This window comes from Sphingobacterium athyrii (assembly GCF_003071065.1).
Classification (GTDB): Bacteria; Bacteroidota; Bacteroidia; order Sphingobacteriales; family Sphingobacteriaceae; genus Sphingobacterium; species Sphingobacterium athyrii.
In genome coordinates, this window is record NZ_QCXX01000004.1 from 117,025 (window position 1) to 134,002 (window position 16,978).

The window sequence follows — 16,978 nt, forward strand, 5'->3', positions numbered from 1 at the left end:
CTAATTTTTGATCGTTAAGGATTTGTTCGTACTTCCCGCTATAAATTGACTGACAGTCTTGGCCGCCTTTGTGTTGGATTTTGAGAGACGGATATCACTGCTTTTCTCACCTGCTACCTCGATATACAATTCTGGAGCATCCAATGCTTGGATATTATCTAGCTTTATCGCGGAGCTATTGTTGATGGCGATCAACGGATTGTTTTCTGTTGTCTTTAATACAATATTTTTTAAATTAATCTGAGAAGCTTCAATGATTTCTATACCCTTATTTGCTTCCAGGGTCGCATGCTCAATCCAGATGTTTTGAATATGCATTTCAGGAAGACCACGTAGGAAAATTCCTTTTGATGCTCCTTTTGCTACAATATTTTTGATATAGAAGTTCTTAAACTGCGGAGTTTCTTCTGTAACCGGAAGTGTTATTGTTTTTACGGAGGATCTTTTTTCTCCGGCCAGTGGAACGGGGTCTACTGCCGCATAATACATGTCAAATAGAATAGCCTCGCCGGGAATATCAATCATATTGATATTGTTGATGAATATGTTTTCTACTACTCCACCGCGGCCTCTTGTCGTTTTGAAGCGAAGTCCAATATCAGTCCCGATAAATGAACAGTCTTCCACCCAAATATTACGGGCGCCACCGCTCATCTCGCTTCCGATCACAAACCCACCATGTGCGTGATAAACAACATTATTGCGAATGATTACATTTTCGGTTGGCTTGCCACGGTCACGGCCAGCTTTATCCCGGCCTGACTTGATACATATGCCGTCGTCACCAACATCAAATGTACAGTCCTCAATCAGGACATTCTTGCAAGATTCGACGTCCACACCATCGCCATTTTGACCGTACCATGGATTACGAACCGAAAGTTTACGTAAGGTGAGATCTTCACATAATAAAGGGTGTACATTCCATGCAGGGGAGTTTTGGATCGTCACTCCTTCTAACAATATTTTCTTACAGTTTGTAAATACCAAAAGATTGGGCCTTAAGAAATCTTTGACATCTTTGAAGTCATCGATTGTTGTGCCCGGACGAATTACTCCTGCTTTCTTCTCTTGAGAACCTTTCAGCGAACTCGCTGAGGGATACCAGATTTCACTCTTGGGATCGACTGTACCTCCGGATGCGACCAGGTTTTTCCATTGTGAAGCCGTTAATTTACTTTTTTTGACCATTCGCCAAGCACCTCCATTGCCATCGATAATGCCATTGCCCGTAATTGCAATATTATATAGATTCTTGCCAGATATTGGATTTTGATTGCGCCAAGCCGGTTCACCTTCCCAATTGGATTCAACAAGCTTGTATTGATCAAAGTCCTTGGTGAAAAGCAAGACGGCGTCTCGTTTGAGATGTAGGTTTACATTGTTCTGCATTTCAATAGGCCCTGTCAGCCAAATTCCGGCGGGTACCAGTACCACACCGCCACCGCGTTCGCTACACGTGCGGATGGTTTGGTTGATTGACGCCGTATTAAGAAATTGACCGTCACCTTTAGCGCCACAATTGCTAATACTTAACGTGTCTTTCTTAAATTCGACTTGTTGTATAATAGGACGGGCAGGTTCTTGTGCCATACACAGCTGTGGTAGCACGAGAAGCAATCCAAGCGCAGATTTCAATGTACGGGAATAGTGCTTTTTAAACGAATTCATTTTTTACATTTTTGGTTTAAAAATGGTTATTTGTAAAAGCAATTGTACATTCTTTGTTCCTAACTTAGATGAAAAACTTATGCAATCGTTACCGGTCATTACTTAGCAATTAAATGTAAGATTGGTGTCCAATCCTTGAATACAAGCCGAGAATTAAGGCTATCAGCTGCTCCATCTATTAAAAGATGTTCCCATTTGACACGATTTTGTGACATAGAGCCAACCTGTTTATTCCTATATTCTACTAAACATGGGGAATTTTTATTCGATACCTGTATGGTTTGGAAAGCGCAGAAACCAACTTCCCCAATACCCGGATCCTGTCTTTTTGCTGTCGGAGCAAGAAGACAGAAAGAACGTGAAAAAAGTGAAAGTATAATCGTCCGCATTTCAAACTGTTTAATTGGTCAATGAAATTACCAATATTAAAGCCTTAGTTAAAGAAAATTGGTTAAAATAAATGCGCAAACGTTATCGGGGATTGTGTTTGTAGTCCAATTATTTGAGATGTGCGTCCCTATTGATTTGAAATCAGGCAGAATGGTTATATTTGCTCATCAAATTTCTAAACATGGACATTCAATCGTTATATCAGATTTATAAACAGTATCCAAATATTACAACAGATACACGTAAGATTGAGAAGGATAGCATATTCTTTGCACTGAAGGGCGCAAATTTTAATGGAAATACATTTGCAGAACAGGCGCTCGAGATCGGAGCGAAGTATGTTGTTATTGATGAGGAAATTTATAAAAAAGGCGAACAGTATATCTTGGTTGACGATGTATTGAAGACATTGCAGGAGCTGGCAAATTATCATCGGAGACAATTGAATATTCCCGTTATCGGTGTAACAGGAACAAATGGAAAGACAACAACAAAGGAATTATTGTATTCCGTTGTCTCACAGAAATATAAAGCTTATGCGACAAAAGGGAATCTAAATAACCATATCGGCGTTCCTTTGACACTGTTGGCTATTGATGCATCCATTGAAATCGCCGTTATAGAGATGGGAGCCAACCATTTGGGAGAAATAGCGTTTTTGTGTGAAATTGCTGAACCAACACATGGATTGATCTCCAATGTCGGAAAGGCGCATCTGGAAGGATTTGGCTCTTTTGAAGGTGTTAAAAAAACAAAGGGTGAGCTGTATGATTGGTTGCAAGATCATCGGGGGACACTCTTTTTACAGGCGGATAATCCGCATTTGAGAGAAATGGCTGCAGCACGGCAAATAGCTGAAATTGTGACTTATGGGTTTTCCGAAACCAATGATGTCATTGGTAAGTTGTTGAAAGCGACTCCGTTGTTACAGATCTCGTGGAGGACGAAAGAAGATCCGCAGACTTATATCATAGATACGCAACTTACAGGTTCATACAACACAGAAAATTTTTTGGCTGCGATAGCGGTAGGTTTGCATTTCGATATCTCGCCCCGGGAGATCAATTCCGGTATTGCGGGCTATACCCCAACAAATAATCGCTCCCAGATCATGAAAACGGCCCACAACACGGTAATCTGTGATTATTATAATGCCAATGCTACCAGTATGGCCGCTGCTTTGGATAATGTTCGAATTATTGAGGCTGACAAGAAAGCGGTAATTCTGGGGGACATGTTTGAACTTGGTGCTGAATCTTTTGATGAGCATAGGAAAATCGTGGATAACGTAGGAAGTATGTTCGCTGATCGCAAGATTTTTGTCGGAAAGGCATTTCTTGAACATAAAAATGATGACGCGGAGTTTTTTGAAACGACCCTAGATGCGAAAGCCGCCCTGGAGGAAAGACCGATTATCGGAGCTACGGTATTATTAAAAGCCTCGCGGGGTATGGCTTTTGAAAATCTGATAGATATATTATAGGCTCAGCATAAGTACACTTGAAAAAGGTGGACTCAACATGGGTTCAAGGTGTCTGCATGACCAATTTGGTAACAACGTAGACCTGAGTAATTTCCTTATTCCTGTAGGTTAAAACCAAAGGCGTTAAAAGTTTTGTCATGTGAGGATTAAATATTGGCAAAATAAGCAAAATAATACCTCGGGGAAATGTAGCTCATTTTGAAAAATGTACCTTTGTGTCGTATAATGGATAAAAGACGTTTTTTTTTAGAAATAGCCTACTTTGGGCAATCTTATCATGGTTGGCAGGTTCAGAACAATGCGATTTCGGTACAGGAAGTATTGAATAGGGCATTGGCGACATTGTTGCGCGAACCTATTGAGACTACTGGAGCGGGACGGACGGACACAGGTGTGCATGCGAAGCAGTTGTACGCGCATTTTGATGCAGCTGCTGTGGGAATATTAACAAAGCCGGACCGTTTTATTCATTCACTTAATGCATTATTACCTTTTGACGTTGCGGTTAAAAGGCTGATTGAAGTTGCTGATGATGCTCATGCCCGATTTGATGCGACGCATAGATCTTATGAGTACCACCTTCATTTTCATAAAGATCCGTTTATTTATCCTTATTCCTGTTTCATGCGTGACCGCCCCGATGTGGACAAAATGAACGAGGCTGCTCAATTTTTATTGGGTAAGCAAGATTTTGAATGTTTTAGCAAGTCTCATACGCAGGTGTTTACAAATATTTGTGATATTCGTAGAGCAGAATGGTTATGGCATAATGAACAGGATCTGGTATTTCATATCACCGCGGATCGTTTCTTGCGCAACATGGTCCGTGCGATCGTAGGTACTTCGCTGGAGATCGGACTGAAGGGCAAACCGGCTTCCTTTATGCAGGAAGTGATTAAGAGCAAAAGTCGCGGCAAGGCTGGGGTATCCGTCCCGGCACATGGATTGTATTTAACAGAAGTAGCTTACCCTTATATATAAATATTAACGTGAGTCAAGATAAAATAACAGGTAAAACCTATGATGTCAATTTGTTGCGGCGCATGAGTCGCTATATGCGGCCTTATCATGTCGCATTTTGGATATCCGTGGTTTTAACGATACTATTGGCGGCAGTTGCCCCAGCGCTACCGATGCTTATTCAGCATACGCTAGATAACTATATCTTAAATTTTGATACAGCGGGATTGTCCTATATGCTCATGGCCATGCTGGCATTGGTCGTGGTGCAGACCCTAATTCGTTATTATCATACCCTGATGACAAATACACTGGGGCAGTCTGTTATCCGGGATATCCGCATTCAGGTGTTTAATCATATTGTACAGCTGCGTCTTAAGTATTTTGACCGCACTGCCTTGGGAAAGTTGATTACGAGGACGATATCTGACTTGGAAACACTTTCCAATATCTTCTCGGAAGGATTGATTCAGATTATTGGCGATCTTCTGCAGTTGGCGGTGATATTGGGCGTTATGTTCTATTCGGATTGGAAATTGACGTTAATTGTACTTATTCCAATGCCTTTGATGATTGCTGCAACCTATGTATTTAAAGAAGCTATGAAAGCTGCCTTTATCGATGTTAGGAAATGGGTGTCTAATTTGAATACCTTTTTACAGGAGCATATTACTGGAGTCGGTATTATCCAATATTTTGCACGTGAAAAGCAAGAAATGGATAAATTCAAAGAAATTAATGCACAGCATCGGAACGCACATATCCGTACCAACTGGTATTTCTCTATCTTTTTTCCTGTTTTGGAAATTATCATGGCAATTTCCTTAGGCTTGCTGGTGTGGTTTGGTGCCAAACAGATTATGGGCGATGTGATTTCACCCGGTGTAGTTGTAGCCTTTATTATGTATATCAACATGATTTTTAGGCCTATTCGGGAGCTTATTGATAAGTTTAATACGCTTCAAATGGGTATGGTGAGTGCTGAACGCATTTTTGAAGTCCTAGATACCAATGAGATGACTCCTAATTCGGGTACATTAAAGCCCGACCATATTAAGGGAGAAATTACATTTAAGCATGTTTGGTTTGCTTATAACGATGAAAGTTGGGTATTGAGAGATGTCAATTTTAGTGTACAACCTGGCGAGACATTGGCTTTGGTGGGTGCTACCGGTGCGGGTAAATCGTCCACAATCAATATTCTTAGTCGGTTTTACGAGATCAATAAAGGTGAAATCCTCTTGGACGGTGTAAATATTCGCGATTACGATCTTGATTATTTGAGAAATACCATTGCGACGGTGCTGCAGGATGTGTTTCTTTTCTCGGATACTGTCATCAATAATATTACATTGGGTGATCCCTCAATTTCGAGGGAACAAGTTATCGAAGCGGCCAAAGAAGTTGGGGCACATGACTTTATTATGCGACTTCCCGGTGGGTATGATTACGACGTGAAGGAAAGAGGAGCAACATTGTCTGCCGGGCAGGCTCAATTAATTTCTTTTATTCGGGCGCTGGTTCATGATCCTAGAATCCTGATCTTGGACGAGGCTACCTCCTCCGTAGATACCGAGACTGAGGAAATGATCCAAAGTGCGATCGACAATTTAATGCGGGGACGGACATCCATTGTCATTGCCCACCGCTTGTCCACCATTCAAAAGGCGGACAAGATCATTGTTTTGGACAAGGGGGAAATAAAAGAGATTGGAACACACCAAGAGCTTTTGTCTTTTGAGGGTTACTACAAAAAGCTGTATGATCTACAGTTTCACTCGGCGGGAATTTAATCCTTAAACGACACTCTCTTTGGGGATGGTCTCTTCGTCCTCGATATGAGTGTTAGCTTTGATTTCTGAGCCTCGGCCTACCAGTACATTGGCACCGATGGAAACATTTGGTCCAATGTTTACGAAATCTTCAATAATGGTATTGCTTTCAATGACTGCCGATCCTGAGATGATACAATGGTTGCCAATCTGTACATCGGGGGCTATTGTTGCTCCGGGAAGAATAATACATCCTTCACCAATTTCAGCTCTTTTGGAGACATAGGCTTTCGGGTGAATTAAGGACTGAAAATTCCAATCCGGATTTTCGGACACGATCCTTTCGCGTAGCCCCGGATTTTTAACGGCAACAAAGAAATTTTCTGCAGCATCTTTCACCTGATGGTGGAGTTGGACCTCATAATCGAATACATCCTCGATCAGCAGTGATTTGTCAATAAGCCCTCCGATTTCGATGTCCAAATCTTCGGCTACATCTACAGCAGTCTTTGCATGCGCTGTTGCACCATATATATATAGCATGATCTTGTTTTTTGTGCAAAGATAATGCTTTCTGAAAAGAACTCCATGAGGCAACCTGTATCAACATGCTAAAAAGAAATCGGGGACCAAGTCTGAATATTGAGCTGAAAGTAGATCGTTTTAACGGTTCCCAAGAAAAACTTAGCATGATACAAATGTGCTGTGGCCGGGAAGAGAGTTTTTTATCTTCCAAAATTTGCAACAAAATAGCCCTTTCGATTGTTCTGATTTCTAAATAGAAAGAAAGCTTATTATATTTGTTGACATACAAAAATTAAAATATGATTCAACGTATCCAAACTGTTTATTTATTAGTGGCAGGATTAATTATATTCGGCTTATTTTTATTCCCTTATGTAAATTACAGTGATTTAGTCGGTTTGGGAAAAAATGTGATGGTAACAGGTGTTTATGGCGTTACTGCTGGGCAGCCGGTCCATGAAGGTGGTTTTGGTTATATCCTTCAGACTATTGTGGCAGCGCTATTGGGATTGCTTCCGATTTTCACCATATTTAAATTTAGACAACGTAAGGTTCAGCTTTTATTGATATGGGTAGAGATTGTCGCAATTATATTTTTCGCCATCTGGCTTTATTCATCCGCGAGCACACACCTCGCTACCGTCGGTCAGTTTTTGGGAGCCGGTAATATCGGGGTTGGTTTCTTTTTATTGCCAATATCAATTATTTTTTGTGCGCTGGCATTGGGCGGAGTACGCAGGGATGAGAAACTGATTCGCTCGGCCGACCGTTTGCGTGCATAATTTGATTTCAATAGATTTTTAATAGATAGGAGCCACGGTTAGCGTGGCTTTTTAAATAGTATAATATATGACTAAAATTTTCCATTGTGCTGTCATCCTGCTTTTTCTTTGTTTTACTGCTGGCACAGCGCAAGCTCAATCTGCGGATTCATTATTGGTGGTTGATGATATCCAATTTGATTTAAAAGAGTTTCATGTGGATAAGGCAAAAAATGAGTTGGTTATTAATTTATTTGCAATATCCTACAGTACAGATCCCCGCGAGTATAAAATGAATACTTTCTCCACACAGATTCTGGATCAAAAGAAGCAGCCGCATTTTTTCTCTTCAATTCAGATGGGAAATGTCCGGATCAACTTTGAAGATAAACAGAACTATTTGCATTATCTGCTTGAGGAGGATAAACCTGTAGATATCCAGGTAATTGTGAAAGACTGGAAGAAGACCGATAAACCCGTTAGTATCAAACTTGTTTTTGAAAGTAGCGAGGAGGAAGGTAAATTTTTGGAAGTCCCCATCTTGCTGAATAAATAGTTGATCGGACTTACATAAATAGAAAAAGCGCTGAGTCTTCAAAGATTCCAGCGCTTTTTTAGCTTTTTGAAATTTATTTCTTATCGATTGTAACGGATCTGTTGTTTGTCTAACATGCCCATCTGATCTTTCATCATTTTTATTTGGTCAGCTAACAGTTTATTTTTATCTGCTTTCTTAGCTTCTTGAAGTAATTTTTCCGCTTCACGTTTATTACGTTTTGCCATTGCTACACCCGCTAAACTTAATTTTGCCAACGCGATATTATGATCCATATGAAGTCCGAGTGCAAGCGCCTTTTTGAAATACTTTTCGGATTGCATTGGAGCGCGTTGAGATTCGATCAATCCGATTAACATGTTGTAATAACCATGTTGTTGCGGAATTAATTGTTTTTCATAATTCGTGATTTTCTTTAACCATTTTTCGGCAGCAGCCATATCTTGTTTGCGCATATACCATTGCGCGATAAGCATGTATTCATGAAAAAATACAGTGACAAAACCAAGAATTGTGATCAAGATGCCTAGTATTCCCCATCCCCAATTTCCGGTCCAAAATAAAGCAACTGTCCCAATCAGCAATGCACTGCAAATGATGATTCTAACGAGATTTGACATAAATCTTTGTTTAAAAATATTTGTGTTCAATTTAATTCTGCAAATATCCGTTAATTTCGTCGTTTAAGCAACTTGTTCAAGTGGTTATTTTGTAAAATTATACATTTCATGCTCATACCGATCGTCAAAATGATCTTATGGCAGATAACTGTTCCGCTATCGTAAGTGCTTTATGAACAGCGACCGGGGAATAAATTTGCCATTACATGCAACTTTTTCTAAGTTTGGTTTATGGAAAAGCTATATGATGATTCTTGGGCACCAGTATTGAAACCTTTGTTCAGTCAGCCTTATATGAAACAATTGTCTGCCTTTGTACAGGCGGAACGTCAACGGACTAAGGTGTTTCCGCCTGCTGATCTAGTGATGAATGCTTTTAAACTGACACCGCTCCAACATGTTAAAGTTGTTATTCTCGGGCAGGATCCGTATCACAATGATGGTCAGGCACATGGTTTGTCTTTTTCTGTGCCAGAGGGGATTGTATTGCCGCCTTCTTTAAAGAATATTTTTAAGGAATTACAGGATGATATTGATGGATTTGTAGAACCTCGATCAGGGGATCTGACGTCTTGGGCCAAGCAGGGCGTATTGTTGCTTAATGCAACGCTGACTGTGCAGGCGCATTTGGCCGGTTCGCACCAGAAAAGAGGCTGGGAAGTTTTTACAGACAGTATTATACATGCTATTTCCGAACGATGTGAGCATGTGGTCTTTCTGCTTTGGGGTAGCTACGCACAAAAGAAAAGTGTATTGATCGACGCGCGTAAGCATCTTATTTTGACAGCTGTGCACCCATCGCCGCTTTCTGTTTACAGGGGTTTTTTTGGAAGCAAACACTTTTCAAAGGCAAATCAATATTTGGTGGAGCATGGTAAGACTCCTATTGATTGGCGTTTGGTCTAAGCGTATTTGTCATGGGCAGTAACACCGGTTTCTCCAATTGCCAAAACATGGATATGTTCGATTCGAATGGTATTCTTATTTTGTCGTAGATGACTGAATAGAAAATGGCTGTCGTAGGTGATCTGATAGGAGCTTTCAAAATCTATGGGCTGGCTCGTTTCCCCCAGAACGCTGTATTCATGCTCTCCTTGTTGCGTGAATCGATGTATAATCACCCGATTCGCACTAATGGGGTCTATGTGGAACCAGGCCCCCTCGCCGACACCGCCTAGGTACTGTGCGCTGGCTGGGAGGTGGCAGGGCTTATCTTTCTGAAGCATTCCGCCAATTGTAATATCTTCAGGTAGCGTTCCAGCGCAACGAGCGGAGATATTATTCCTTAGTTTTTTAAGGAGAAATAACAATGATGTGAATCGTCCCATTTTTATGGTTTGAAGGCCGCCTGATGTCGTATATTTATAGATTGACCCGTCGGAGCAAGAGTTGACTATATTGCTCATTGGGCTTGCCTTTATGGTTTCTGGAAAATTGATCGGATGCCAGAAATGAAACTTTTTGGAGGCGTGGATAAGGAGTCTTACAATAAATCGGGAGCAATTATTGTTATTGTACGCTACGGCGCCATAGGGGTATGATCCCCGGTGTACCCATTGATCAGCAAAAGCTTTTGCACGATAAAAATCTATTTTTTGGACAATGGAAAAATAAAGATCGCCGACGCCCTGCATGGCATCTTTCATCTCTTCAAAATACCGGACAATTTCCGGCAGGTTTAGGATGTGGTTTCGCTCAATTTGTGCTTTAAGTTTAATCGTTAGTTTTGGATCAGAATCTTCTGAACGTGCTCTTCCGTATCCTCTTGGGGCAATATATCGGCCAAAATCGTAGAAACAAAGTCTGCCTGTATCGCGTTCGATCAGGACGATGCCTGTGTGGCCGACTTTAAAGTTTAGATTTTTAACAAGGCCTATTTTCTTGAAAAACATCATCCATGCTTCGTCACCGCGTAGCATCAGGCCAAGCAAGGATCATTGCGAGATCCTGATATTGGGATGATGTTTTCATAGGCTTTTCTTTTAGTATTCCAATGGAATGATCGGTTCCTTTTTGCTTGTGGACATAATCATCATCGTTTGGAATGTCTTTACAAAAGGAATTTTGGCAATCTTTTCCATGATAACACCTTCATAGGCTTTTATGTCTTTTACGTAGACCTTGAGAATAAAATCGCAATTACCGGTGACATGGTGGCACTCTGTTACCTCCGGGATCATTTTTACGGCAGCGACAAATTCTGGAATTGCATTGTGTGTGTGGAAATCCAGCGAGATCTGTATAAAGGATTTTATGCCTAGCCCTAATTTTTCTTCGTCAACAAAAGCATGATAACTCTTGATAAAGCCCGAATTCTCAAGTTTTCTTACACGTTCTAAAGTAGGTGCAGGAGAGAGCCCGATACTGGATGCTAATTGCAAATTGGTAATACGGCCATTCTCTTGTAATAGTTTAAGAATTTTTAAATCTGTTTTGTCTGGTGCAAACGGCATATCTTAAGTCTTAATAATCAATAGTATTTGTAAATATACAAAATTATATTTGGAAATTTAAAAATAAACAAAATTATTGATGATAAATAGATTTTGTTTATATGATTGGGAGTTTGTTATAATTTTTATTGATTTAAAATCATTTGACTGTCATAATCGTTTGAAATGTGCGCATTTCAATGAAATGAAATGATAAATGTCATTTTTTTATTAAAAATACCTGTTTGAGGATACATAAAATGTATTTTATTGGCTTTGAAATTGTAACTTTGCAGTTCGATAGGTGCGGAGGTTAGACCCCTCCCGAATTAGTTAAACCGTGAGAGCGAAATATGAGTACTAAAGACGACGATTTATTAAAAGAGCTGGAGCTCGAAGAATATAAATACGGGTTCACGACAGATATCGAAATGGAAATCGCAGCCAAAGGCCTTACAGAGGAGACGGTTCGTTTTATTTCGGCAAAAAAGAATGAGCCTGAATGGTTATTGGAGTGGAGATTGAAAGCTTTTCGTCATTTCTTGACGTTAAAGATGCCTACTTGGCAAAATTTCAGAGCTCCAGAGATTGATTTTCAAGATCTATCTTATTATGCTGCCCCAAAGGCAAAACCACAAGTAAATTCCATGGATGAAGTTGATCCTGAATTGATTGCTACATTTGAAAAGTTGGGTATTCCTTTGGATGAGCAAAAGATTTTGGCCGGTGTGGTAGCTGTTGATGCGGTCTTTGATTCGGTATCGGTAAAGACAACGTTCCGTGAGAAACTAAAGGAACAAGGGGTAATCTTTTGTTCATTTGGCGAAGCCGTACAAGAACATCCTGATCTCGTAAAGAAATATTTGGGAACCGTGGTTCCTCAAACAGATAATATTTATGCTGCGTTAAACTCTGCCGTGTTTTCGGATGGATCATTTGTTTATGTTCCAAAGGGCGTGAAATGTCCGATGGAGTTGTCAACTTATTTCCGTATTAACGCACAAAATACAGGTCAGTTCGAACGTACCTTAATCGTTGCGGATGAAGGGGCCTACGTGTCGTATCTGGAAGGCTGTACTGCACCGATGCGTGATGAGAATCAATTACACGCTGCTGTAGTGGAATTGATTGCTGAACGCGATGCAGAAATTAAATACTCTACTGTACAGAACTGGTATCCCGGTGACAAAGACGGTAAAGGTGGTATTTTTAACTTTGTAACGAAACGCGGGATCTGTAGAGGTGATAATAGCAAGATTTCATGGACTCAGGTAGAAACTGGGTCGGCAATTACCTGGAAGTATCCGGGTGTCATTTTAAAAGGGGATAATTCAATCGGTGAGTTTTACTCTGTAGCGATGACCCGTAACTACCAAGTTGCTGATACAGGAACAAAAATGATCCACTTGGGTAAAAACACGAAATCTAAAATTGTTTCAAAAGGAATTTCTGCGGGAAAAAGCCACAATAGTTACAGAGGATTGGTGAAAATCGGACCTAATGCTGATAATTCTCGAAACTTTACCCAATGTGATTCTTTACTGATCGGTGATAGATGTGGTGCACATACATTCCCCTATATCGAAAACCGCAATAAGACAGCAAAATTGGAGCACGAGGCGACTACATCGAAAATTGGTGAAGATCAAGTGTTTTATTTAAACCAACGTGGTATTGATTCCGAAAAAGCGGTTGGTTTAATTGTTAATGGTTACGCTAAAGAGGTGTTAAATCAGTTGCCAATGGAATTTGCTGTGGAAGCACAAAAATTATTGGCGATTTCTTTAGAAGGTTCAGTAGGATAGATAATAAATAATTGAGCAAGCTAGCTAATGCTGGCGTATCGTTCAATACTCAATAAGAATAAAATGTTAAGCATTAAAAATTTACATGCGTCTGTAGAAGACAAACAAATATTAAAGGGATTAAACCTGGAAGTTAAAGCAGGGGAAATCCACGCTATTATGGGGCCTAATGGAGCTGGAAAGAGTACCTTAGGTAATGTTTTGGCCGGACGTGAATCATACGAAGTGAATGAAGGTTCTGCTTTTTTGGATGGCGTGGATTTATTGGATCTTTCTCCGGAGGATCGTGCTCGTGAGGGACTGTTCCTGGCGTTTCAATATCCGGTTGAAATCCCGGGTGTATCGAATATCAATTTTCTGAAAACAGCAGTGAATGATATTCGTGAATATAAAGGTTTGCCTCCAATGGAAGCCAAAGAATTCTTACAGATGGTAAAGGATAAGCAAAAGCTGGTTGAGTTTTCGGCCAATTTAGCGAATCGTTCTTTGAACGAAGGTTTCTCCGGTGGTGAGAAAAAACGTAACGAGATTTTTCAGCTGGCGATGTTGAATCCTAAATTATCAATTTTGGATGAAACAGATTCAGGTTTGGATATCGATGCACTTCGTATTGTTGCAAATGGTGTGAATCAGTTACGTTCCAAAGACAATGCCTTTATTGTCATCACACACTACCAGCGTCTGTTGGATTACATCGTTCCAGATTTTGTTCACGTCTTGTACAATGGCCGTATCGTGAAATCGGGGCCTAAAGAATTGGCTTTGGAGCTCGAAGAAAAGGGATACGATTGGTTAAAAGAATATGATACACAAAACGCCTAATCTTTTACACCGATAAAATAGGAGTGGAAGAGAATTTTGGCGATTTGATTAAAAAATAACATGAGTACATTAGTTTCAGAATCATTACTTCAACAAGTGTTGGGAGCTTTTAAAGAGCAAAGTGTTTCAGACGGACCTGCTTTCTTTACGGAAGCGCGTCAACAAGCATTCGAGCGTTTCGAAGCAGCAGGCTTTCCCACAGTTAAGAATGAAGAATGGAAATATACAAACATCCACAGTATTGTCAATAAGCCTTATGCGCTTGATGTAGATGTGGATATCGAGGGCTTGGATTTTAGCGCAGGAGAGATTCCGAATTTGGATGCCTACCGTATTATTCTGGTTAATGGGCAGTATGTATTGGCGGTGAGTGAGCTGGAAAAGGTAAAGGGACTTGTTGTTATTCCAATGGATGACGCTGTTGAGGAACCTGCATTTCAGTCCCATTTTGCGAAATACGCTGACAAGTCCGATAATATTATGGTGGCACTCAACACAGCGGCCTTTACGAATGGTGTATTTATCCATTTGAAAAAAGGCGTTGTACTTGATAAACCTATTCAGATTATCCACGTAGCAACCGGAAAAGAAGACTTTTTTGCACAGACACGGAATTTGGTCGTTGTCGAACCTAATGCTGAACTTGAACTGATCGAGAGTTTTATTATGGCAGATGGTAGCGCAAGCAATGTGCATAATAAAGTTTCGGAAATCATAGTAAAAGAGAATGCTAAAGTTCAACATTACTATCTTCAGGTGGCCGAATCTGCGAGCCGTTACTTTAATCATACAGAAGTATATCAGGAAAAATATAGTCTTTACAATAACTACAACTGTAATTTCCCCGGTGCATCCTTTATTCGCAATAATATTAATGTGCGCTTAGATGCTGAAAATGTAGAAAGTCATCTGTATGGTATTAACCTGACAGCGGGGGATCAATTGGTGGACAATCACACTGTTGTGGACCATCTTAAGCCACATTGTGAATCCTACGAATGGTATAAAAATATTACACAGGATAAATCTACGGCTGTTTTCAACGGAAAGATCTTCGTTCGTGAAGATGCACAGAAAACCAACGCTTTCCAACAGAACAATAATATGTTAATGTCGGATAATTCAGCGGTTTATACAAAACCACAACTGGAGATTTTTGCGGATGATGTGAAATGTTCACACGGATGTACGATCGGTCAGTTTGATAATGAAGCTTTGTTTTATTTGAGAGCGCGTGGAATAGGTGAAGAATCAGCACGTATCCTACTTGTACATGCTTTTGCCTTTGATGTAACGACCCGCTTTTCAAACGAAGTTGTTCGGAAATATGTCGAGGAGCTGGTGGAACAAAGCCTAAAAACGAACTAAATAAAATCACACAAACTATACACTGAATAAGGCGTTTACCAATCGGTATACGCCTTATTTTTTTGATCAACATTTCTCTTTAAAAGATCCGGTGGAAACGGTTTTAAAATAGGCAGAAGCCTTGGAGTTGTGTTTTTGCTTCTTTTCTCTTACTTTTGTACCGTTATGAACATGTCTTTGTATACAGCTTACGCTTATAAACCTTGGGTTTTATAGCTCATTTACGTTTTTAAATTCTCCATTGGACACACCTGTTCGCTTAATGAATGGATTGGTTCTCTCTGAGTTATCCACTTGCAGCTTTGACAAGTCTGATATTCGGTGCGCGCGATCCGGTATTTTCATTTGCTGATTGGGTAGGTGCTAAAAGCGTTTTACTTTAATGTGCTGATCATTCTTGATCATGCACCTGTTGTATTTTTTATTTAAAATTTTATGGAAAAAAATAACTGGTTTCGTACCTATAGTTATATATGGATTGGACAATTTATTTCTTTACTGTCCAGTTCAGCGGTCAACTTTTCGATCATGATCTGGTTGAGTTTGACACACAGATCTGCTGAGATATTGGCTTTTGCCGCTATTGCCGGTTTGTTACCACAGGCGATTATCGGACCATTTGCCGGTGTTTATATCGATCGTTGGGATAGAAAGAAAGTCATGATTTTCGCTGATGGTTTTATCGCTCTCTGTACCCTAGGAATGACATTTGTGCTAAAAAGTGATGGCACCAACATGTTTCTAATTTATTTATTGATGGCCTGTCGTTCGATCGGCTCTGCATTTCATTCGCCGGCCATGCAAGCAATTGCACCGTTGCTTGTGCCTGAAGATAAATTATTGCGTGTATCGGGGATTAATCAGATGCTACAGTCAGTAAGTAGTATTGCAGGCCCTGCATTGGGGACATTGGCAATTAGTTATTTCCCGATTTCACAGGTGCTGTACCTGGATGTCATTGGTGCCGCGGTGGCCATCACATCTTTATTTTTTGTAACTATTCCACATCTTTCCCGATCTGATATGAAGCCTTCGATTGCTGCCGTTTTGGAAGATCTTAAGCAAGGAATGAGAGCGATCTATCATAATAAGGGCTTAAAAATGTTATTTATTTATGCCATGGTGGCGACTTTTTGTATTATGCCCGTTGCGATCATGTTCCCTTTATTGACCATTGGTCATTATAGTGGTGGTAAGTGGGAAATGAGCATTATTGAGATTATTTGGGGGATAGGTATGCTTATTGGAGGGAGCTTTTTGGGACTTGCAAAAGTGTCGGTGTCCAAGGTGGTATTGGTTAATAGCATGCATATTGTTTTAGGAATCACGTTTGCCCTGTCGGGTTGGTTTCCCTCTACTTGGTTTATTCCTTTTGTCATTATGACCGGTCTGGGCGGGGTTTCAATGTCTATTTTATCGGCCTCATTTATGACAATTATTCAAGAGCAGGTGCCGGCGGAAATGTTGGGTCGTGTGTTCTCGCTTTATTTTAGCATCGCTATTTTACCAAGTATGATAGGACTTCTCTTTACAGGCTTTATCGCAGATGTGATCGGAGTGGCGACGGCATTTATCATTGCGGGTCTTATTGTTGTATTGGTGGGCTTGTTGTCTTTTTTCAACAGCTCGATTATGAGTTTGGGGGAGGCGCGTAAATTAAGCTAATAAATAAAAAAAGCTTCCAAATTTTGGAAGCTTTTTTTAGAGCGAAAGACGAGATTCGAACTCGCGACCCCAACCTTGGCAAGGTTGTGCTCTACCAACTGAGCTACTTTCGCGTTGATGCTACAAAAGTAAGGCATTTCTTCTTATT

General features: G+C 40.3%; 15 protein-coding genes and 1 tRNA gene. 10 read left to right on the forward strand and 6 right to left on the reverse strand.

What is annotated here, in order from left to right; all coding sequences use genetic code 11:
- Positions 1 to 1,671, reverse strand: coding sequence for a glycoside hydrolase family 28 protein (locus DCO56_RS15210; RefSeq protein ID WP_108634639.1), 1,671 nt, complete (start codon positions 1,669 to 1,671; stop codon positions 1 to 3).
- A 571-nt stretch (positions 1,672 to 2,242) separates the two neighbouring features.
- On the opposite strand from DCO56_RS15210, the gene DCO56_RS15220 reads away from it, so the two are divergent.
- The 3 genes from DCO56_RS15220 (at position 2,243) to DCO56_RS15230 (ending at position 6,297) form a co-directional block, all read left to right on the forward strand.
- Complete coding sequence (locus DCO56_RS15220) at positions 2,243 to 3,544, forward strand: UDP-N-acetylmuramoyl-tripeptide--D-alanyl-D-alanine ligase (RefSeq protein ID WP_108634641.1); 1,302 nt, start codon at positions 2,243 to 2,245, stop codon at positions 3,542 to 3,544.
- Positions 3,545 to 3,769: 225 nt separating this feature from the next.
- Positions 3,770 to 4,525 (forward strand): tRNA pseudouridine(38-40) synthase TruA, encoded by a 756-nt coding sequence (gene truA, locus DCO56_RS15225; protein WP_108634642.1) that lies wholly within the window; start codon positions 3,770 to 3,772, stop codon positions 4,523 to 4,525.
- A gap of 8 nt (positions 4,526 to 4,533) precedes the next feature.
- Positions 4,534 to 6,297, forward strand: coding sequence for an ABC transporter ATP-binding protein (locus tag DCO56_RS15230; protein ID WP_108634643.1), 1,764 nt, complete (start codon positions 4,534 to 4,536; stop codon positions 6,295 to 6,297).
- 3 nt (positions 6,298 to 6,300) lie between these two features.
- On the opposite strand, the gene DCO56_RS15235 is transcribed toward DCO56_RS15230, so the two are convergent.
- The gene (locus DCO56_RS15235; protein ID WP_108634644.1) at positions 6,301 to 6,819 is read right to left on the reverse strand and encodes a PglD-related sugar-binding protein; all 519 of its coding nucleotides are present in this window, start codon (positions 6,817 to 6,819) and stop codon (positions 6,301 to 6,303) included.
- A gap of 281 nt (positions 6,820 to 7,100) precedes the next feature.
- Between DCO56_RS15235 and DCO56_RS15240 the strand changes: the two genes are divergently transcribed.
- Together DCO56_RS15240 and DCO56_RS15245 are read left to right on the forward strand one after the other, a co-directional pair.
- A complete protein-coding gene (locus DCO56_RS15240; RefSeq protein ID WP_108634645.1) occupies positions 7,101 to 7,583 on the forward strand; it encodes a DUF4293 domain-containing protein in 483 nt (160 codons plus the stop codon).
- A gap of 67 nt (positions 7,584 to 7,650) precedes the next feature.
- Positions 7,651 to 8,118 carry a hypothetical protein gene (locus tag DCO56_RS15245; RefSeq protein WP_108634646.1) on the forward strand — a complete coding sequence of 156 codons (468 nt, stop codon included), beginning with the start codon at positions 7,651 to 7,653 and terminating at the stop codon, positions 8,116 to 8,118.
- Positions 8,119 to 8,198: 80 nt separating this feature from the next.
- On the opposite strand, the gene DCO56_RS15250 is transcribed toward DCO56_RS15245, so the two are convergent.
- Entirely contained in the window at positions 8,199 to 8,738 is a 540-nt protein-coding gene (locus DCO56_RS15250; RefSeq protein WP_108634647.1) for a tetratricopeptide repeat protein, read from the reverse strand.
- Positions 8,739 to 8,969: 231 nt separating this feature from the next.
- On the opposite strand from DCO56_RS15250, the gene ung reads away from it, so the two are divergent.
- Entirely contained in the window at positions 8,970 to 9,644 is a 675-nt protein-coding gene (gene ung, locus DCO56_RS15255; protein ID WP_108634648.1) for a uracil-DNA glycosylase, read from the forward strand.
- On the opposite strand, the gene DCO56_RS15260 is transcribed toward ung, so the two are convergent.
- Positions 9,641 to 10,657 carry a DUF6695 family protein gene (locus DCO56_RS15260; protein ID WP_108634649.1) on the reverse strand — a complete coding sequence of 339 codons (1,017 nt, stop codon included), beginning with the start codon at positions 10,655 to 10,657 and terminating at the stop codon, positions 9,641 to 9,643. The genes ung and DCO56_RS15260 overlap by 4 nt on opposite strands.
- A 63-nt stretch (positions 10,658 to 10,720) precedes the next feature.
- Entirely contained in the window at positions 10,721 to 11,191 is a 471-nt protein-coding gene (locus DCO56_RS15265; protein ID WP_028071042.1) for an Lrp/AsnC family transcriptional regulator, read from the reverse strand.
- A 332-nt stretch (positions 11,192 to 11,523) separates the two neighbouring features.
- Here DCO56_RS15265 and sufB point away from each other — a divergent pair, with 332 nt between their 5' ends.
- The 4 genes from sufB (at position 11,524) to DCO56_RS15285 (ending at position 16,830) form a co-directional block, all read left to right on the forward strand.
- Complete coding sequence (gene sufB, locus DCO56_RS15270; RefSeq protein ID WP_108634650.1) at positions 11,524 to 12,975, forward strand: Fe-S cluster assembly protein SufB; 1,452 nt, start codon at positions 11,524 to 11,526, stop codon at positions 12,973 to 12,975.
- Between the two features lie 63 nt (positions 12,976 to 13,038).
- Entirely contained in the window at positions 13,039 to 13,797 is a 759-nt protein-coding gene (sufC, locus tag DCO56_RS15275) for a Fe-S cluster assembly ATPase SufC (protein ID WP_108635099.1), read from the forward strand.
- Positions 13,798 to 13,857: 60 nt separating this feature from the next.
- Positions 13,858 to 15,165, forward strand: coding sequence for a Fe-S cluster assembly protein SufD (gene sufD, locus DCO56_RS15280; RefSeq protein WP_108634651.1), 1,308 nt, complete (start codon positions 13,858 to 13,860; stop codon positions 15,163 to 15,165).
- A 435-nt stretch (positions 15,166 to 15,600) separates the two neighbouring features.
- On the forward strand, positions 15,601 to 16,830 hold the full coding sequence (locus tag DCO56_RS15285; protein ID WP_108634652.1) for an MFS transporter: 1,230 nt from the start codon (positions 15,601 to 15,603) through the stop codon (positions 16,828 to 16,830).
- 40 nt (positions 16,831 to 16,870) lie between these two features.
- Here DCO56_RS15285 and DCO56_RS15290 read toward each other — a convergent pair.
- A tRNA-Gly gene (locus tag DCO56_RS15290) sits at positions 16,871 to 16,943 on the reverse strand.
- Between the last annotated feature and the right edge of the window lie 35 nt (positions 16,944 to 16,978).